We start from the raw sequence: 19,128 nt of genomic DNA, 5'->3' as shown, positions 1-19,128 counted from the left end.
CCTCAGACGCCTGGCCGTCAGTGGCCGTCAGTGGCCGCGAATGATCCTGCGTTGCGCCGCCACCGCTATCGCCGCCGTTCGGTTGTCAACGCCCAGCTTGGAGTAGATATGCACCAGGTGTGTCTTCACTGTTGCCTCGGAAATGAACAACTGCTTCGCCATGGCGCGGTTGCCCATTCCGGTGGCCAGGAGTTCCAGCAACTGGACTTCCCTCGGGCTTAATGCAGGTGACGGATTCCGGATCCTGCCCATGAGCCGGGCCGCCACTTCCGGTGCCAGCGCGGTTTGACCGGCGGCAGCGGATAACACAGCCTGCTGGATCTGTTCAGGCGGGGCGTCCTTCAGCATGTAGCCACTGGCGCCGGCCTCAACAGCGGCGAGGATGTCAGCGTCCGTGTCGTAGGTGGTGAGGATAAGGACCGGCGGCGGGGGAGTCCCGGCCAGCCCTGCTTTGATCTTGCCTGTGGCCGTCACGCCGTCCATACCGTTACCCATTTGCAGGTCCATCAGCACCAGGTCCACAGGCTCACCCAGGGTGTTCAACCTGCCCAGTTCGGCCAGCGCCGCGTCACCGTCCGCGGCCTCGGCCACCACGCTGACACCAGGAAAATCGGCGAGCATCGCCCGGAGTCCGGCCCGCACAACAGGATGGTCGTCCACCAGGAGGATGCGGATGTCGCTCATGCCCCGCCCTCCCGGGCAGGCAGCGGCACCCGAAGGGCAACCACTGTTCCCTCGCCAGGCGCCGATTCGATATCCAGGCTGCCATCCAGCGCAGCCAGGCGTTCGGCAAGGCTTTGCAGCCCGACGCCGGTGCCGTCGCCGCGCGCTCTACCGGCCGCCGTCGACGGTTCAAAACCGATGCCGTCGTCGAAAACATCCAGGGTTACCTCCGAGTCGAGGAAGGACAAAGTCACGACGACGGCACTTGCGCGGGCGTGCGCCCACACGTTTGCAAGGGAAGCCTGGGCGGCCCGGAGCAGGGTGGTCTGGTAAGCATTGGGCAGGTCCAAGGGCGTGCCCACAAGCTCGAAACGGCAGCGCAGTGCTGTTCCCCGGGCGGCTGCTTCGGTCTCGGTCTTTTCGCAAAGCCTCCGCAACGTATCCACCAGATCAGACTCTTCCAAAGCGGGCGGCCGAAGATCACGGACAAAGCTCCGGGCCTCGGCAAGGTTCGCCGACGCGGTCTCCTGTACGATCCTCAACCGTTCATTCGCGGTCTTCATGTCCCCCTCGTCCAACGCTTTCCCCGCAGACCTGCCCATCAGGATGATGCTGGAGAATCCCTGCGCCAAGGTGTCGTGAATTTCCCGGGCCAGCCGTTCGCGCTCTGTCAGGACCCCGGCGTCGTGCTGGGTCTTGGCCAATTCTGCCCGTGTTCGTCGGAGATCGTCAGCAACAATGCGTTGGTGCTCGGCCTCCAGGAACAAGGCACGGTATGCCAGTCCGGTGACCACAGCAAAACCAGCCCCGAACATGGGTCCCAGGACCATCGCGAGCTGCAGACCGCCGTCGGCCGGGCCCCGGCTGTGAAACCAGAGGGCACCAATCAGCAGAGCCGTGCTAACCACGATTGCCGGCAAGGCGAGGCGCCGGGGGAGTATGTGCAATTGGAGGAAGAAGAGTGGGAAGGCAACCCATGTGAAATCGCCGCTGACCAGCAGAAGCAACAGCCATAGGACCATCACGGCACCAAGCCACCAGCCTGAGTAAGGTGTGGGATCGAACCGGGTGACGTTGCCGGCGTGGCGTTTCTCGAGGACGGTTCCCACGAGGTAGACCAGGGCCAAGGCGGCTGACAGTGCCAGTCCAGCAATGACCGCCAACGGCGACGGACTGCCCGCAGTGCCTGCCAGGAGCCGCACCACTGCCACCAGCAGCAGCACGGCGAAGCCTACATGGAGACTTATCCGCAGCACACGGAGGATGGTGGCGGTGCCGGTAGGAGTCTCCTGCATGCGTCCCAGCCTATCCCCGCCCGTCACTCCACTCCCTCGAAATTCCGCGTCCCGGGGCAGGAATCAACCAATCGGATGATGGCCGGTTCAACCCCTTGAAGTGCGCGAATCCACCAGGTTCCCGATGTGCCCGGATCCATTGGACGGAAGAGTGGATTCAGCCGGGACCAAGCCCGCATCCAAGCAAAGGATTCTGATGTTTCTAGCCATCCGCGACATCCGCTTCGCCAAGGGCCGCTTCGCGCTCATGGGAAGTGTTGTGGCCCTTATTACCCTGCTGCTGGTCATGCTTTCGGGGCTAACAGCCGGACTCGGAAACCAGTCGACATCGGCTATTGAATCACTGCCCGCACAGCAGATCGTCTTCGGTGCACCGGCGGGCGGGGAGCCGAAGGCCTCCTACACCGAGTCTGAGGTTTCCAATGCCCAGCTCGAGGCCTGGCGGGAGCAACCCGGCGTTTCATCAGCACACGCGGTTGGCATCAGCCAAACCCGCATCCAATCCTTGGCTGGCGGTGGTGCTCCGAACGGGACCGCAAATGTCGCAATCTTTGGCGGTTTGACGGCTCCTGCCCCCGTCCAGGACGGGACGGCTGTGATCGGCAAAACCGTGGCCAAGGACCTGGGGCTCCAGGTCGGCAGCCGTGTCCGCGTCGGCGGGACGGAGCTGACTGTTTCAGAAGTTGTGCAGGACCAGTGGTACTCGCACACCGGCGTTGCCTGGACGACGCTCGATACCTGGCGGAAGATCGCCCACGCTCCTGAGGGCACCGCCACGGTCCTGGCCGTGAATTACGACGCCGGTGCTTCAGTCAGCGTTGATGCCGCCAACGCTGCGGCCGGCACGGTGAGCATGGATCCCGTCGGCTCGTTCCAGGCTCTGGCCTCGTACAAGAGTGAGAACGGTTCACTCATGCTCATGCAGGCATTTCTTTACGGAATCTCTGCCTTGGTGATCGTGGCCTTCCTTACCGTGTGGACAGTGCAGCGGACTCGTGACATCGCGGTCCTCAAAGCACTCGGCGGCTCTTCCGGGTACGTCCTCCGTGATGCGTTGGGCCAGGCCGCAATCGTGCTGCTGACCGGAGCAGCATGTGGCGGTTTGCTGGGCTTGGCGGGCGGACTTTTCGCGGCCAGCGCGGCCCCTTTCCTCGTCACGCCTTTGACCACCTTGGTGCCCGTTGCCGGCGTCGTTGTCCTGGGCCTGGGCGGCGCTGTCCTCGCGGTCCGCAATGTCACCAAAGTCGATCCACTGTTTGCCCTCGGCGGTAACTAGGTCTTGAATATTCCCAGAAAGGCATAAATGGTGACCCCTGCTTTGAACCTCATCAACATCACTCTGGAGTACCCCGACGGCGATTCCACGCTCAAGGCCCTGGACGCTGTAAGCCTTGCAGTTGGGCGCGGCGAGTTCCTCTCATTGGTGGGTCCGTCCGGTTCCGGCAAATCCTCGCTGTTGGCTGTTGCGGCCACGCTCGTGAAGCCCACCTCCGGACTCGTCGTCATCGATGGCCAGGACGTTTCCGCGCTCAAGGATGCCGAACGCACAGCCCTGCGGCGCGACAAGGTGGGCATCATCTTTCAACAGCCCAATCTTCTTCCGTCCTTGACCGCCGTCGAGCAGCTGCTGATCCGGGACCACCTGCGCGGCAAGGCTGTCCGAGGGGCCCTTGGCAAAGCGCATGAACTACTGGAGATCGTGGGCTTGGCCGCATCGGCAAACAAGAGGCCGCACCAGCTATCGGGCGGGCAGCGTCAGAGGGTGAACATCGCCAGGGCGCTCATGGGTCGGCCCACCGTATTGCTGGTGGACGAACCTACCGCAGCCCTGGACCACGAACGCAGTGAATCGATCGTCAGGTTGTTGCGGCGGATTACGGACGACTTCTCCACCGCTACTGTGATGGTCACGCACGACGCCGAATTCCTGCCCCTCACAGACTCAGTGGCCACCATGCGTGACGGACGAATCAGCCCCGCCATCCTCCCGTCCGTTCTGCCCAACTAGGTCGCAGTAGAGCGCGTTTTGGACGTTTGTGATGTCTCAGGACTTCGTAGACACTTCATGTCTCATGACACTGTGGACACTTCATGTCTCAGGACTTCGTGGACACTTCGTGGTTGAGCGGTTTCCGGCGGTCTTTTAGTGGCGGGTATTTGGTTCGTTTGCTTCGTGTGCCTCGAGGGTCAGCAGCGACTCCTGAGGGTTTGCCGTTGCCGACGTAGAGCGTGCCTTTGACGGGGATGGGGTGCGTGATGATCTCGGTGCCGTGGGCATCGAAGAACATCACCGTGGTGCTGTCGTAGATGATGTGCACGGCGGTGCCGGCTAGTTCCTTGCCCATGTTGAAGGCCGTCCCGAACACGGTGACACGGCCGCCCTTGGTGACGCGGCGTTGTTCGCTTTGACGTTGCTCATGGATGGTCACCGCAGGCTCGGGCAGGGCGGGAGCAGGAGTCTTCGGGGTCGCGTGCCAGGCTTCCTCCGGGGTCTGTTTCCCTGGCAGTGCCTGGTGTTCGCGTTCGGTGTTGTAGTACTGGTCGAAGGTGTCGATCTGGGCTTGCAGGATGGCCATGGTCGTGGCCGGTGGCTGCTTACGCAGGTAGCGGTGCAGGGTGAAGTGGAAGCGTTCGTTCTTGCCTTGGGTGGTCGGCTTCCCAGGTTTGCCGGTGATGGGTTCGACCCCATGGGATTTGAGGTATTCCACGAGCGCTCCGGTGCGTCCGCGGCGGGTTGGATTCAGCGCTGCACCGTTGTCGGAGAGGAATTTCTCCGGCACGCCGTGACGTTCGATGGCCAGGGACACGACGGCGATGGCGGCCTCGCTCGTTTCCCCGGTCGCGACCAGAGATGCCAAGGCCAAGCGGGAGTGGTCATCGATGAGTTGAAAGATCGCCACCTTCTTCCCGTTCGCGAGCGGCCACTCGGTTGCGTCGATCTGCCAGCATGCGTTCGGCTGCGGGTAGACGAACCGTTTCTGAGCGTTGTGTGGCTTCTTCCGCGGCTCGGGGATGACGACACCGGCGCGGCTGAAGATCCTGGCCACGGTCGCTCTGGATGGTGGCGCGAAGCCTTTGCGGGACAGGGTCGCGATCACCGACAAAGGGCCGTGATCGTAGCCTCCTTTTTCCAACGCTGCCCGTGTGGCCAAGAGGAGTTCGATCATCGCCGGGGCCGTCGCCGTGGGGCTCGTGAACGGAACTGGCCGCTTCGTTGCCAAGGCCTCCACCGGGCCCGCAATTTCGGCTTCTGCCCGGACTTTGTAAAACCAAGCCCGTGAGACCCCGTGCTTCTTGCAGAACTTGCTGACTTCACCCCGAGGGGCATCAGTCGGCCACAACGCGACTGCTTGACGGACGCTCAACTTCGGTGCGGGTTTGCTCATGAAACCGAGCAAACCCGCACCGAGTGTCTACGAAGTCCTGAGACACACTGTCCACGAAGTCATGAGACATAAGTGTCCATTAAGTCTTGAGACTTCACACGCGTTTTGGACGTTCAGAACGCGCTTAACTGCTACTTAGTTGGGTGAGCCGAGCAACAGATCGTCCTGCGCCTCGTCGTACGTATCGCGGGCTTCGAGAATCGTAGGGACGTGGCTCTCCGCCCACTGACGTAGAAGGGTGAGGGGCTGCAGGAGGGATTCACCCATCGGCGTTAGTTCGTAATCCACCCGCGGCGGCACCTGGGCGTGGACAGTCCGGGTAATGAGCCCATCGCGTTCCAGGGCACGCAGCGTCTGCGTCAGGACCTTCGGCGTGACAACGTGGACCATCTTGCGCAGCTCCGAGAACCGCACGGGCCCGTCACCGAGGACTTGGATCACCAAAGACGCCCACTTGTCGCCGATTCTTTGGAAGATCACGCGGGATGGGCAATTGGGATCCAGGATGTTCCCTGGCAGGGCATTAGTATCCATCAGGTAACTCAGTTCCTTTGAAGCTATCAGTATCCAATAGATACCTTCGTGTTATCGCAAGGATAGCAACCCAAAGGAGAGTCATGAAAATCGCAGTCTACGGCGCAACGGGCATGGTCGGCAGTGAAATCGTCAATGAATCCATCACCCGCGGCCACGAAGTCACGGCCATCTCCCGCAAGGGCGCCGAGATCACCGGCGCAACGGCCCAGGCAGCCGATTTGGCCGACGCGGAGGTCTTCGCCTCCATTGCAAAGGACCACGACGTCGTTGTGCTGGCTACGGGTCCCAGCCGCACCGGCGGCGACCATGGAGAGTGGCTCGATGCCATGGCCACTGCATACAGCAACGCCGAAGGAACCCGCCTCATGATCGTTGGCGGTGCAGGCACTCTCGAGGTGGACGGCGTCCGACTTCTCGATTCCCCGGACTTCCCCGAGGCATACAAGGCGGAAGCCACCACCGCCGCGAAGGCACTGGAAGCGGTCAAGCAGACTCCCGAGGACGTCGACTGGACGGTCCTTGCCCCCGCTCCCGTTATCCAGCCCGGTGAGCGTACCGGCAAATACAACGTGGCCAAGGACACTCCTGCCGGCACCACCATTTCCTCGCAGGACTACGCTGTCGCCATGCTGGATGAAATCGAAAGCCCGGCCCACCGCCGGGCACGCTTCACGGCTGCAAACTAACGCTCCGCGGCTGCAAACCAGCTAACCCACGGTCAGGCCGAGCCCGGGTACCGGCATCTGGAATATGTCCTTGAGGGCATGCTTCGCCGCATGGTACCCGGGCATCCCTGTAACACCGGGCCCGGGCGGGGTGGATGAAGAACACAAGTAGACGCCCGGCATCGGTGTACGCCACGGAACATTGGACACTACTGGCCTCTGCACCAGTCCCCGCATATCCAACAAACCTGCGCTGAAGTCGCCACCCACGTAGTTTTCGTTGTACGCGGCCAGATCAGCCGCCGTCGTGGTCTTCGAGGCAACCACCACGTCCCGGAAGCCTGGGGCGTATCGCTCAATCCGTGCAGTGACGGCTTCGGCCATGTCCACATCTGAGCCAGCCGGCACATGGCAATACGTCCACAGAACGTGTCGCCCGGCCGGTGCCCGCGATGAGTCCACGAGGGACGGCTGGGAAACCAGCACGTAGGGCTCCGTTGGGTGTTTGCCCATGTCCACGAGGTTCTCGGATTCGGCCATGGCCATTCGCGAACCGCCCACGTGAACAGTCCCCGCCCGCTTCAGGCCAGGGGCAAGCCAGGGAACAGGCTCGGAGAGGATGTAGTCGACTTTGCAGGCTGCATTCCCGAAGCGGAATGCACCCAATGCCCGACGATAGTTGTCCGGTATTTCAGCACCACCCAGACGTGCGAGCGTCGGAGGAGCAACATCCAGCAGGATGGCTTTTGCCGGCCTGACCTGGTCGAAAGAATCCACGCGCTCACCGGTGTGGATGGTGCCGCCGTGGGCAATGAGGTCCTCGGCCATCGCACCTGCGATAGCCGCGGATCCGCCCACGGGCACCACCCATCCGCCGGCGTGGGCCAGGACGGCGAGCAAGAGTCCGGCACCCGTGGAACTAAGCGCGGGCTGGGAACCCAACGCGTGGGACATTACGCCGGTCAACAAAGCCGGAGCAGCTTCTTCACGGAAGCGCCGGCCCCAGAACGGTGTTCCTTGGTCAAGGGTCGCGAGACCAAACAACAGAGCAGCAAGGGGATCCCTGGGCACGCGGAGAAGTTGGTTCGACGTAAAGTCCACGACGCCATTCACTCGTGCCAGGAGCGGCGCAATCAGGCGACGATACGCTGGGCCGTCCGCCCCCAGCTCCATGGTGGTCCGTTCCAACGACTGGTACGCGAGGGCGGCACCTCCCACGTCCAACGGCGTGCCGTGCTGGACGTCAGGCACGCGCAGCTCAATGCGCTGCGACAGGTTGAATTCCTTGAAGAAAGGAGACGCCAATGCCATTGGATGCACCGCGGAGCATACATCGTACAGATATCCCGGTTCGATCAGCTCGCTTGTCCGGGTCCCGCCTCCGATGGCATCGGCGGCCTCGTACAGATGCACCTCCAGCCCGGCGCGGGCCATGGTCACTGCCGCGGCCAAACCATTGGGACCAGAACCAACGACGGCGACATCAGCCATCGCTACCCACCTCCGACTGTTGGGGTGCTTTTGGGTGCGGCAGGCTCAACCATTGAACGCCAGGGCAGAACCGACATGGACGGATGAAGAAGGTTAATCCTGAGCCAATCCCTGGTGCCTTCGAAGGGCCCGCCATGGGGATCGTCTTCGCCCAAAGCGCGTAGGGGATCCTGCGTTGGATCCAGGATATCCATCACCACCCTGGCCATCAGGTACGCCGTTGCAACCATGTGCAGCGCCACAGCCAGGACGTAGTAGGACATATCAATGTTGTGCTGCACGGATCCACCGCTGGTGGCCATGCCCAGGTACATCCAAATGGCAGCCCAGTGCAGGCCTTCAGCCGCCTGCCAAACCAGGAAGTCCCGCCAGCGCGGTCTCGCAAGGGCAAGGAGGGGAATGAGCCAGATGACGAACTGGGGGGAGTACACCTTGTTTGTGAGGATGAACCCCGCCACAATCAGGAAGGCCAGCTGGGCGATGCGGGGGCGCCTGGGCGCCGTCAAAGCCAGTGCACCGATCAATGCGCACGCAATGACAAAGAGGTTCAGCGCAAGCGAGTTGATAGTGGCGGCGTCAAGTTGGGTCCAATGAAGCCGATCGGCCACGAGGTTGAACGCGAACCACGGCGAGCTGTATCCGGCGGGCCGTTCCTGGGTGAATTCAAAGAAGTAGCGCCAGCCTGATGGGTTCATCGCGGCGATGGGCAGGTTGACGGCCAGCCATGCCGCGGCAGCCGCAGCGGCAGTCATCCAGAAGGTCCGAGGACGACCAGTGCGTAGCGCCAACACCAAAATGGCACCGAGAATGAGGACGGGGTACAGCTTGGTGGCCGTTCCCAGCCCGATGCAGATTCCCGCCAGGATCAACTTGTCGCGGGAGAAGAAGTACATGGCCAACGCGAGCAGGGCCACAGCCCACATGTCCCAGTTGATGAACCCCGCAAGCACGATTCCGGGGGCCAGGGCCACCATGGCGGCATCCCAGGGGCGACGCTTGTTCATTCGGGCGGTCAGGAGGACGGTAATTATCCATACGGCAACAATCAGCATTGCGTTGACGTCGAAGTAGCCCAGAATGCGTTCCGTGCCCGGCCCTTGTCCTGGTACGAGGAGCGCGGTCAAGCCTGCGATGATCCCCATGAGGACCGGGTACTCAAACAAGCTGCCCTGCGTGAAGAAGGGGAACACGCCATCGCCCAGGCCACGGTTGCGGAAGAGCTCAGGGAAGTCGGAGTAGCACGTGGCGTAAAACTGTGTGGGCGTCTCCCAGCCATTGACGCGGCAATAGTCCTTCGCCAGCACGGCAAGCAGGGCAGCGATCACTGTGAGGACAACGAGGACGCGTTCAACCGTGAACGGCGCGGGGGAGATCTGTCCTGGAGCAGAGTGGCGGCCCAAGGGCCCGCCTACAACCTCCGTGAAGTTACGAAGCAGGGAGTCGCTGCGGCTTGGAACCACAAAGCGGGCACGTTTTCGCTGCCGGTGCGGCTTCGTCTCCTGCATAAATCGAGCTTACCGTCAGGCAGCTTGGGTAACGCCACTGGAGCAGCTCTGGCCGACCGTTAAAAGGGGGAAGCCCACGCGTAGCCGCGTGGGCTTCCTGTGGTTCAGCATGCATGTGCGGCACCGGAAACTCCTTCGGAAGGGCTGAAGGGCATCAACGGATGAGTCCCATCTGGTGCAGAACGACGAAGACGTCTTCACGGCCTTGCTTGAGCAACTGGTCGTTGAACAGCGTGCGTTCCTTGGGAGCATCGCTGCTCTTGTAGAAGCTCAGGTCCTTAGGGCGCTTTGGCATGTGGTTCACCTCCTTTCATTGCAGAAAATTGCCGGAATTGGGCACAACAAATAGAGCCAATTGAATTCAGGGAAATCAAGGCATAAAAGAGCGCACAAATAGCCCGACGCTAATAAGGGGTGTGAGCAGACCTGTGCGGGAGCAGCGAATGACCGTGCACAATTGCGTGTACTTCCTGCAGTCGTCCCCAACAAGAAGCTGGTTCCGAACTTTGGGGAAACTGCGCACCCGTGGCTTGTTGCGTGGGTCTGCGCCTACAACTGACCGCTCAGAATGCCACCCTTTGAGGGGTGGCCATGAAGACCGCCGGCGTTGGAGCCGGTCCGGTGGTTCAGGGAGTGGTCAGTGGTTCGAAAAATGCTTCGAAAAATGGCGTCGATCAGCGCAGGAGGCCGGGGTAGCAGTGACGGTCACATTCCATCCGCTAGTCAAAGTAATCATTTTTCCCAACCTCCTTTTCCGCTGTGGCATTACGTCCCGACTGATTAACCGGGGTAATGCGCGCCTTGTTCCCGGCGAGTCGCTCTGGGAACAAGATATAAGCTACCCCATGAATAGGAGTCTTGGCCAGTGCAATTCACTATTTAGCCAAAGTTTTTCTAAATTCGCGTTTCAGAGACCCCAACGGACAATCGCAGGCGTCCGCTTATCCCATCCAAGCGTGCAAACTTTCGCAGTTCCGAGAATGAAGTGGCGACCTTCCTTGGCGTCCATTTCCAGCCACCGCGCCGTGAGAATGCGGGAGAAATGCCCGTGTGCCACTACCAGGACATTGTCCATGCCCGATTCCAGGACACGTCCAATGATCTTGTCAGCGCGGGCGGCCACTTCGTCCAGCGTTTCGCCGTTGGGCACGCCGTCCGTCCAGATGAGGTAGTCCGGATTGTCCTTGCGGATGAGGTCGGAGCTGACGCCCTCGTAGTCTCCGTAGTTCCATTCCACAGCCAGCGGTTCGTGGACAGCATCGGGAAAACCTGCAAGTTCAGCCGTGCGGCGGGCGCGACGCAGTGGGGAAGTCAGAACGAGATCGAAGTCGATGCCCTCAAGGACTTTGCGCGCTTCGACAGCCTGCTGCTCACCCTCGACCGTCAAGGGAAGGTCGGTCAAGCCTGTGTACTGGCCGCTCTTGGACCATTCCGTCTCGCCGTGGCGGAGGATCCAAAGTTGCGGACGCGGGGAGATCGCGGCGTTCATGAGGACTCCTTGGTTTCTGCGGCGGTTTCGGTTGAAGGTTCGACGACGGCGGACTCGGGTTGCGCTTCCCACCACGCCAGGAGCTTCTTCTCGGCTTCCTCGGGGGACAGCGGTCCGTGTTCCATCCGTTCTTCCAGGAGGAACTTGTAGGCCCTGCCGACGACAGGACCCGGCTTTAGCCCCAGGAGCGCCATGATCTGCGCTCCATCGAGGTCAGGCCGGACAGCCGCCAGCGATTCCTGCTCCAGGAGCGCAGAGATTCGATGCTCAAGGTCATCGTAGGCGAAGGACAAGCGGTCGGCCTTGCGCTGGTTACGCGTGGTGACATCGGATCGTGTGAGCCGATGCAGGCGTTCCAGCAGCGGACCGGCGTCGGTCACGTACCGGCGTACGGCGGAATCCGTCCAGCCGGCGTCCCCATAGCCATAGAACCGCATGTGCAGTTCGACCAGCCGGGACACGGCTTTGATCGACTCGTTGTCGAAACGCAAGGCTTTCATTCGCTTGGCCGTCAGCTTGGCACCCACAACGTCGTGATGCCTGAAGCTCACCGCGCCGCCCGGCTCGAACCGGCGCGTAGCCGGCTTGCCGACGTCGTGCATCAACGCGGCGAACCGAAGCACAAAGTCCGGGCCCGGTACGGGACCGTCCGCACCGGTTTCCAGCGCCGCGGCCTGTTCGAGTACCTGCAGGGAGTGCTGGTAAACGTCCTTGTGGCGGTGGTGTTCATCGGCTTCCAGGCGGAGCGCGGATACCTCGGGGAGTACGAACTCAGCCAGCCCGGTATCCACCAGGAGGTCGATGCCCACGCGCGGGTGCGCGCCGTTAATCAGCTTGACCAGTTCATCGCGGACGCGCTCGGCGGAAATGATCTTGATGCGATCGGCCATCTGGGACATGGCTAGCCGGACGTCGTCGTGAACCGAAACGCCGAGCTGGGACGCGAAACGGGCCGCCCGCATCATGCGCAGCGGGTCATCGGAGAAGGATGCCTCAGGCGCGCCGGGAGTGGCGAGTTCGGAGGCGTGGAGGTCCCGGACGCCACCGAAAGGGTCCACCAGCTCCAGGCTCGGCAGGCGCAAGGCCATGGCGTTGATGGTGAAGTCGCGGCGCAGCAAGTCCTCCGTCAAGGAGTTGCCAAAGGCGACCACGGGCTTGCGGGAGTCAGGATCGTATGCCTCGGCGCGGTACGTGGTGACTTCGATCTGGAAGCCGTTCTTCTTCATCCCGATCGTGCCAAAGGCTCGTCCGATTTCCCAGAAGTTGTCCGCCCACTTCTTGATGACGGAGATCGTCTGGTCGGGCGTCGCATCCGTGGTGAAGTCCAGGTCCGGGGACGTCCGCCCCAGGAAAAGGTCGCGCACAGGTCCACCAACCAAGGACAGCTCGAAGCCGGCGTCGACAAAGCGCTGCCCGAGGTCGAGCACCACCGGATCGATGGTGAAGTTAACTGAAGAGCTGTCCAATACGTGCGCCATAGTTCCTTAAGCTTGGCAGATTTTTGTGCAGCATTGGGCCACAGTTGCATCCGAAAACCAGCGGACCCGTAACGCGTGTCTCCTGCCGTCCATCTTGTGGCCATGTCCCGGTCATCACTCGAGGGCAAGAGTCGTTAGAGTGGACTTCATGGCCAATCCGATCCCGAGCGCTCCTGGCAGGAGGACGAACGCACCGTTGCCGTCGGCAATCGGCGCCCACGTCGCGCCTGCCCCGCAGCACCCGGTCCAGGCCTCGCTTCCCACTGTGGAGGAAGTCTCGGCTGGCGGTGTCGTAGTAGACACGTCCGACGGCGAACTCCGGGTTGCGATTATCGCCCGCCTTAATAGGGGTGGCCGGCTTGAATGGTGCCTGCCCAAGGGCCATCCGGAAGGCCGGGAGAACAACGAGGAAGCTGCTGTCCGCGAGATCGCCGAGGAAACCGGCATCGAGGGCAACATCCTTGCGCCCCTGGGAAGTATTGACTACTGGTTCACGGTGAGCGGCCACCGGGTCCACAAAACCGTCCACCATTTCCTGCTCCGGGCCACCGGCGGCGAGCTCACCATCGAGAATGACCCGGACCAGGAGGCCGTGGACGCCGCGTGGGTGCCGATCCAGGAATTGGCGCGCAAACTGTCCTTCCCGAACGAACGCCGCATCGCTGACCTGGCACGGGAAGTGCTGCCGGAACACCTCTGACCCGGCTACGTGGGACGATAAAGGCGATGTCTGAAGCCAAAACCACCCAGTCCGTTCAATCCGGAGAAGCACGTTCCAGCGCCATCATGGCGGCAGGAACGCTGGTTTCCCGGTTCCTTGGCTTCGCCAAAACGTGGATGCTCGGCGCTGCACTCGGCCTGGGTTCAACGGTCAACGACACGTTCATTAACGCGAACAACCTTCCAAACCTGATCTTCCTGTTGGTGGCTGGCGGCGTGTTCAACGCTGTGCTGGTCCCGCAGATCATCAAGGCCAGCAAAGGTGCGGACAGCGGCGCCGATTACATCAGCCGGCTCCTGACCCTCGCTGTGCTGGTGCTGCTGGCGCTGACGGCCCTCGTGACCCTCGCCGCGCCCATCGTTATCGACCTCACCACCCAGGGCTACTCGGACCAGCAGAAGGCCCTGGCGGTCACTTTCGCGTTCTGGTGCCTTCCACAGATCTTCTTCTACGGCCTGTACGCGCTTCTCACACAGGTCCTGAACGCGCACGGCGCCTTTGGCCCCGCTATGTGGGCTCCCATCTTGAACAATGTGGTGGCCATCGCCGGCCTGGGCATGTTCATCTGGATCCTGGGTGCCAACTACACCAATCCGCACACACTGGATAATTGGGGGCCCACCCAGACGTTCCTGATTGCCGGATTCTCCACGTTCGGCGTGATCGCCCAAACGGCAATCCTGCTGATTCCCGTCATGAGGCTGAAACTGGGCCTGCGGCCCCGTTTCGGATGGCGCGGGGTTGGACTTGGCCAGGCCGCAAAGTTGAGCGTGTGGACGCTTCTGACTGCCGCCGTCGGGCAGTTGGCGTTCCTGTACGTCATGAAAATTGCCACGATTCCCGGTGCCGAACGGCTCCGGCTGGACAATTCAGGCCAGACCACAGCGGCCTCCACTCTTCCAGGAAACGCCGTCCTTGAAGTTGCGAGCCAGCTCTACCTGCTGCCGCATTCGATCATTGCCCTGTCCTTGGCCACTGTTCTCTTTAACCGCATGACGCGGGCGTCCCAGGATGGCAACAAGGCCGAGCTGCGCGACGCGCTCTCGCACGGACTGCGAACGATGGCCGTCGCAACAGTTTTTGGAGCTCTGGCGCTGTTCGCGCTGGCTGGCCCCCTGGGCATGTTCTTCTCCGGTGGAAAGCCGCAGGACGGCGTCATGCTCGCCCAGACGCTCACCGTCCTTGCTTTGAGCACGCCGTTCATGAGCGCGAACTTCATGATGTCGCGTGTCTTTTACGCCAACGAGGACGCCCGCACACCCCTTTATGTGCAGCTTTTGCTCGCCGTCGTTTATGTCGTGGGCGCCTTCTTCATCCAGTTCCTTCCCGTAGGCCAGATCATCTACGCGATCGCCGTCCTGTATACCTTGGGCAACATACTTTCCGTGGTCATCAGCGTGTGGTTCCTCCGCAGGATGCTGGGACATCTGGACGGACCGCGCATCGCCAACTCGTACATCCGCATGGGCTATGCGGGCCTCGGCTCGGCGATTGCCGGTGCTCTGGCGCTCTGGCTTTTGGGCAGCTACCGTGCCGACGGTTTCGCCTGGAGCAGCCGGCCGGCGGCCTTGGTGACCGTGGTCGTCGTCGGGCCCGTGATGCTGGTGGCCTATCTGCTCCTGCTTCGCCTCTTCCATGTCACCGAGTTGCGTGATCTGATGCGTCCGCTGATGGGCCGCTTTGGCCGCGGCGTACCTGCGGTTGCGGGGGCGGCTGCTGAACCCACGACGGCGGCACGCGCCACGGTCTCGGATGACACCGGTTTGATTCCGCGTATCTCGGGCGAGTTCGATGCTGCGTCCTTCAGGGCCGGCCCGGCACTCGAACCGGAGCCCGCCGCCGAGGCTCCAGCCAAAACTTCAGACTATTCCGACACATCCAGCTCTGAAGAACCGCACACGAACTACCTGCCGGATGAGGACGTACCGAGCACGGCCAAGGGAGGACGGTTCCACCCGCAGGTCCCGTTGCCAGGCAGGCGAACCTACCAGGGCGACCCCGGCCACAATCCCTACTTTCCCGCCAGCGGGGACGCTGGACAGCACACCAGGCAGAAGCGGAAGAAGTGAACCGGCGCCGCCAACATGGGCGGCGGGCGCCAATCGGCTAGGCTAGAAATGAATACAGGTAGTTGCAAAAGCGGTACAACCGGCTCGCCGGGCGGCCCGCGTGCAGGACCCGCAGCTCCCGGACAGCCTAGGAGGAACACGTGTCCCACCCGATCGACGTCGGATCAGTGCTTGGCGGCCGCTATAAGGTCACGGCCACCGTATTGACCTCGCATGACCAAGATCTGGTGCTCGACGGCGTGGACCAGGTCCTCAACCGCCCCGTCAGCATCCTCGTTGCCGGTCCCGGAAATGCCGAGCAGGTAGCGCAGAGCGCCCGCGAAGTCGCCACGGGAGAGCGCCCTGGCCATGTCCAGATCCTGGACCTCGGAGTCAGCGACAACACTACGTATCTGATTACTAACCACAGCACTGCGCCGGACCTCCTGGACTTGGTAGTCGCAACCCACCCGCCGTACGTGGAACCGTTTTTCACGGAAACCCTCGGCAGCGAGATCTTCGGCCAACCGCGTACCTATGAGCCCGAAACCTATGACGGCCTCTACGAAGACGATGAGCACGAAGCCGAGTACATCCAGTACGACGAAAACGGCTACCCGATCCAATCCGAATCGGATGCTGCCCACGAGGCGCCAGCCACGCAGGCCAGCAACCTGCCGCCTATGCCTTCCTCCAGCCCGTCATCGGCCAAGGGTGGTCTCGCCGGAAAGCTCGCTGCTGCTGCGGCTGGCGCCGGTGCAGCGGGCGTTGCTGCCGCTGCCGCGCTGAAGAACGCCGGGTCCAAGAACCACGACGCCGGGGCTGCCGCTAATGGCGCTGCCGGTGCGGGGGCTTCGGGTGCCGGAGCCGGTGCCGGAGCTGCCGGTGCTTCGGGTGCCGGTTCTACTACGGGAACCCAGCCTCGGACGCAGGCTGTACAGTCGCCGTCGTCCGGAGCTTCGCCTGCTACCACGCCCGTTGCCCCGGTTCAGCCGCCTACGCAAGCCGTCACTTCGCAGCCCGTGGCTTCACAACCTGTGAAACCGCAACCCGCGCCGACTCGCGAACCTGCCGGGGAACCAAAGGTTTCACTCTGGTCTGAAGAGGACTACGGCCTCGCTGCCGGTGGCGCGGCTCAAGCCGCTGGAGGAAGCTCCGGCCCTGGTTACGATCGCGCTCCTACCAGCTTCCCGGCGTCGGCCGCTGCCACTGAAGATTACGAAGATGAAGAAGTCTACGAGGACGAAACTCCGGAACGCGAGCCGCGGTCCATGCGTTGGCTGGTCGGCGGCCTGCTTGCTGCCGTATTGATCGTGGGCCTTGTCCTGGCGGTCACCAACCTGGGAAGCCTCCTGCCGAGCGGAGCTCCGGCGGCCTCGGATAAAACAACAGCGTCATCGCCATCAGCAGGCACCGAATCCGAAAAGCCGACGCCCAGCGAGACCGCTGCTCCCGCGACGCCTCCGGCCATCGATGGCATTACGCGCCTCGGCGATTTCCCGTTCGCTGCATCGTTCGACAAAGACCTTCCCAAAGCATTTGATGGGAACCCGGCCAGTTACTGGTCCGACATGGAGTTCGCTTCCGCCAACTGGGGTGGACTCTCGGGTGAGATGTCCTTGGTCGTGAAGCTCAAGGAGCCCACAGAGGTCAAGTCAGTGGTGCTGAACCAGCTGGGCGGATCGGGTGGAAGCATCAGCGTCTACACCAATGACCGCCCGGCCATGGATGGCGCCAAGCTCGTGGGCACCAACAGCTTCACGTCCCCGGAACTGACAATGCCGCTGGCTGCGCCCACGCAGACCCAGTACGTCATAGTGGTCATCAAGACGCTGCCTAAACTTGCTGCTCCCAAGACCCAGTTCGGATTTGGTCTGCGTTTGGCCGAGGTCACGGTCCAGTAGTTCCGTTTTCGCTCCGCTTACCCAACTAGGTAGCAGCTGATGCCCTTTTGAGCGCTCAAAAGGGCATCAGCTGCTACTTACTTTCGCATGTGAGCGGTGCTTTGTGACTGATGTGGCCACCAGTCATCCGGCGTCCCCGCTTCGATTGGCCGAGCCTCCAGACGGTACCCTGAATGATGGTGGGTTTTAGGCCCTCCAAATCCAACGGAATATTTGGACCGTTGCAGGGGTTGAGTCAGGTGGCTGCCCCGAAAGCCGCAGCATCGACTAAGGAAGAGGTTCACGCCACGTGAGCATTGCAGAAAACAGCGCATCGCAGGTGCGTGACGTCATCATCGTAGGTTCAGGCCCCGCCGGTTACACAGCCGCCGTTTACACAGCCCGCGCCAACATGAAGCCTCTGCTCATTGCCGGTTCCGTCACTGCAGGTGGCGAATTGATGAACACTACGGACGTTGAAAACTACCCAGGCTTCCCCGAAGGCATCATGGGTCCCGATCTCATGGAAAACTTCGAAAAGCAGGCGGCCCGCTTCGGTACCGAGATTCTCTTCGAGGATGTCACCGAATTGGATCTCGACGGCGACATCAAGTCGGTCACCATTGGCACGGGGGAGACCTTCCGGGCGAAGGCCATTATCCTGTCCACCGGTTCGGCCTACCGTGAGCTTGGACTTGAGAACGAAAAGCGCTTGTCCGGGCACGGCGTTAGCTGGTGTGCAACCTGCGACGGTTTCTTCTTCAAGGATCAGGACATTGCGGTCATCGGTGGCGGCGATTCCGCCATGGAAGAAGCGCTCTTCCTTACCAAGTTCGCCAAGTCCGTTACAGTGGTCCACCGACGCGACACCCTCAAGGCTTCCAAGATTATGGGCGACCGTGCCCAGGCGCACGAGAAGATCAACTTCATTTGGAACACGGCTGTAGAGGATGTCCTCGGCGGTGACAAGGTCACAGGCCTCAAACTCAAGAACCTGGTGGACGGTACCGAGTCCGAACTCGACGTTACCGGCGTCTTCGTGGCCATCGGCAACGATCCCCGCACGGAACTCGTGAAGGGCAAAATTGATCTGACCCCCGAAGGAACTATTGCTGTAGAGGGCCGGACTTCACGTACCAACATCAAGGGTGTGTTCGCCGCAGGCGACGTCATCGATCCCACCTACCGCCAGGCCATCACGGCCTCGGGCTCCGGTTGTGTGGCTGCCCTCGATGTCGAGCACTACCTCGCAGACCTGCATTCCTGAGCTTCACCAGACCAGCAACCATACGAAGGGAAAAGTTATGAGCAACGCTAAAGACGTAACTGACGCAAGCTTCAGCACGGACGTCCTGGCTTCCGAGAAGCCGGTCATCGTGGACTTCTGGGCAGAGTGGTGCGGACCCTGCCGCAAGCTCGGCCCGATCCTCGACGAGATCTCCGTTGAATACGGCGAGAAGGTTGACGTCGTGAAACTCAACGTCGACGACAACCCTGCCATCGCCGCCGAGTACGGCATCACGTCCATACCCGCCGTCTACCTGTTCAGTGGGGGAGAAGTGAAGAGCACGGTCATCGGCGCCAAGCCAAAGCAGTTCTTCGAAAAGGAATTCGCGGACGTCTTGTCCTAGGTTCCCTTAGTTAATCAGTAAAAAGCCGGCGGCTGTCCCTCCTGAAGGAGTGGGAGTCGCCGGTTTTTTGTATTTAAGCCGAATGCATCCCATAGCGTTTGTTATTCGACGCTTTATTGTGTCAGAACCCTTGAGCTTCCGTTGAAGCCAACGATTTGAGTTCGCCTTATCTGGGGTAGGCAAACGCGGCCCCTCTCTCACATCCCCACCCCACCCCGCGCATCCCTCTCTCACATCCCCACCCCACCCCGCGCATCCCTCTCTCACATCCCCACCCCACCCGACGCATCCCTCTCTCACATCCCTACCCCACCCGATGCATCCCTCTCTCACATC

General features: G+C 61.8%; 17 protein-coding genes. 8 read left to right on the top strand and 9 right to left on the bottom strand.

The window, feature by feature from the left end:
- Window positions 1–27 precede the first annotated feature (27 nt).
- Together AC6I97_RS02335 and AC6I97_RS02330 are read right to left on the bottom strand one after the other, a co-directional pair.
- Window positions 28–684 (bottom strand): response regulator, encoded by a 657-nt coding sequence (locus AC6I97_RS02335; protein WP_497943971.1) that lies wholly within the window; start codon window positions 682–684, stop codon window positions 28–30.
- On the bottom strand, window positions 681–1,958 hold the full coding sequence (locus tag AC6I97_RS02330; protein ID WP_497943970.1) for a sensor histidine kinase: 1,278 nt from the start codon (window positions 1,956–1,958) through the stop codon (window positions 681–683). The genes AC6I97_RS02335 and AC6I97_RS02330 overlap by 4 nt, the downstream gene beginning before the upstream one ends.
- A gap of 196 nt (window positions 1,959–2,154) precedes the next feature.
- On the opposite strand from AC6I97_RS02330, the gene AC6I97_RS02325 reads away from it, so the two are divergent.
- Both AC6I97_RS02325 and AC6I97_RS02320 read left to right on the top strand, forming a co-directional pair.
- The gene (locus tag AC6I97_RS02325) at window positions 2,155–3,234 is read left to right on the top strand and encodes an ABC transporter permease (RefSeq protein ID WP_497943969.1); all 1,080 of its coding nucleotides are present in this window, start codon (window positions 2,155–2,157) and stop codon (window positions 3,232–3,234) included.
- Between the two features lie 27 nt (window positions 3,235–3,261).
- On the top strand, window positions 3,262–3,966 hold the full coding sequence (locus AC6I97_RS02320) for an ABC transporter ATP-binding protein (RefSeq protein ID WP_497943968.1): 705 nt from the start codon (window positions 3,262–3,264) through the stop codon (window positions 3,964–3,966).
- A gap of 88 nt (window positions 3,967–4,054) precedes the next feature.
- Here AC6I97_RS02320 and AC6I97_RS02315 read toward each other — a convergent pair whose 3' ends face one another.
- Window positions 4,055–5,344, bottom strand: a complete 1,290-nt coding sequence (locus AC6I97_RS02315; protein WP_497943955.1) for a DDE-type integrase/transposase/recombinase — start codon at window positions 5,342–5,344, stop codon at window positions 4,055–4,057.
- Window positions 5,345–5,479: 135 nt separating this feature from the next.
- A complete protein-coding gene (locus AC6I97_RS02310; RefSeq protein ID WP_224092459.1) occupies window positions 5,480–5,878 on the bottom strand; it encodes a winged helix-turn-helix transcriptional regulator in 399 nt (132 codons plus the stop codon).
- An 83-nt stretch (window positions 5,879–5,961) separates the two neighbouring features.
- On the opposite strand from AC6I97_RS02310, the gene AC6I97_RS02305 reads away from it, so the two are divergent.
- Window positions 5,962–6,567 (top strand): NAD(P)-dependent oxidoreductase, encoded by a 606-nt coding sequence (locus AC6I97_RS02305; protein WP_224165919.1) that lies wholly within the window; start codon window positions 5,962–5,964, stop codon window positions 6,565–6,567.
- Between the two features lie 21 nt (window positions 6,568–6,588).
- Here the strand turns inward: AC6I97_RS02305 and AC6I97_RS02300 are convergent, their stop codons facing one another.
- The 5 genes from AC6I97_RS02300 to AC6I97_RS02280 form a co-directional block, all read right to left on the bottom strand.
- The gene (locus AC6I97_RS02300) at window positions 6,589–8,037 is read right to left on the bottom strand and encodes a phytoene desaturase family protein (protein ID WP_497943967.1); all 1,449 of its coding nucleotides are present in this window, start codon (window positions 8,035–8,037) and stop codon (window positions 6,589–6,591) included.
- A gap of 2 nt (window positions 8,038–8,039) precedes the next feature.
- The gene (locus AC6I97_RS02295) at window positions 8,040–9,542 is read right to left on the bottom strand and encodes a glycosyltransferase family 87 protein (protein ID WP_497943966.1); all 1,503 of its coding nucleotides are present in this window, start codon (window positions 9,540–9,542) and stop codon (window positions 8,040–8,042) included.
- A 154-nt stretch (window positions 9,543–9,696) separates the two neighbouring features.
- Window positions 9,697–9,837: a hypothetical protein gene (locus AC6I97_RS02290; protein ID WP_497943965.1), complete on the bottom strand. Its 141-nt coding sequence runs from the start codon at window positions 9,835–9,837 to the stop codon at window positions 9,697–9,699.
- A 612-nt stretch (window positions 9,838–10,449) separates the two neighbouring features.
- Window positions 10,450–11,031, bottom strand: coding sequence for a histidine phosphatase family protein (locus AC6I97_RS02285; RefSeq protein WP_216924419.1), 582 nt, complete (start codon window positions 11,029–11,031; stop codon window positions 10,450–10,452).
- Window positions 11,028–12,509 (bottom strand): CCA tRNA nucleotidyltransferase, encoded by a 1,482-nt coding sequence (locus tag AC6I97_RS02280; protein WP_309930428.1) that lies wholly within the window; start codon window positions 12,507–12,509, stop codon window positions 11,028–11,030. Before AC6I97_RS02280 ends, AC6I97_RS02285 begins: the two co-directional genes overlap by 4 nt.
- A 196-nt stretch (window positions 12,510–12,705) precedes the next feature.
- On the opposite strand from AC6I97_RS02280, the gene AC6I97_RS02275 reads away from it, so the two are divergent.
- The 5 genes from AC6I97_RS02275 (at window position 12,706) to trxA (ending at window position 18,792) form a co-directional block, all read left to right on the top strand.
- Complete coding sequence (locus AC6I97_RS02275) at window positions 12,706–13,209, top strand: NUDIX hydrolase (protein ID WP_216924651.1); 504 nt, start codon at window positions 12,706–12,708, stop codon at window positions 13,207–13,209.
- A 26-nt stretch (window positions 13,210–13,235) separates the two neighbouring features.
- On the top strand, window positions 13,236–15,299 hold the full coding sequence (gene murJ / locus AC6I97_RS02270; RefSeq protein WP_497943964.1) for a murein biosynthesis integral membrane protein MurJ: 2,064 nt from the start codon (window positions 13,236–13,238) through the stop codon (window positions 15,297–15,299).
- Window positions 15,300–15,439: 140 nt separating this feature from the next.
- A complete protein-coding gene (locus AC6I97_RS02265; protein ID WP_497943963.1) occupies window positions 15,440–17,182 on the top strand; it encodes a discoidin domain-containing protein in 1,743 nt (580 codons plus the stop codon).
- A gap of 289 nt (window positions 17,183–17,471) precedes the next feature.
- Complete coding sequence (trxB, locus tag AC6I97_RS02260) at window positions 17,472–18,428, top strand: thioredoxin-disulfide reductase (protein ID WP_497943962.1); 957 nt, start codon at window positions 17,472–17,474, stop codon at window positions 18,426–18,428.
- 37 nt (window positions 18,429–18,465) lie between these two features.
- Window positions 18,466–18,792, top strand: a complete 327-nt coding sequence (gene trxA, locus AC6I97_RS02255) for a thioredoxin (protein WP_216924410.1) — start codon at window positions 18,466–18,468, stop codon at window positions 18,790–18,792.
- The last annotated feature ends 336 nt before the right edge of the window (window positions 18,793–19,128 follow it).

Source organism: Arthrobacter sp. TmtSoilC48 (genome assembly GCF_059739425.1).
This window is presented reverse-complemented; position numbering and strand designations above follow the sequence as displayed.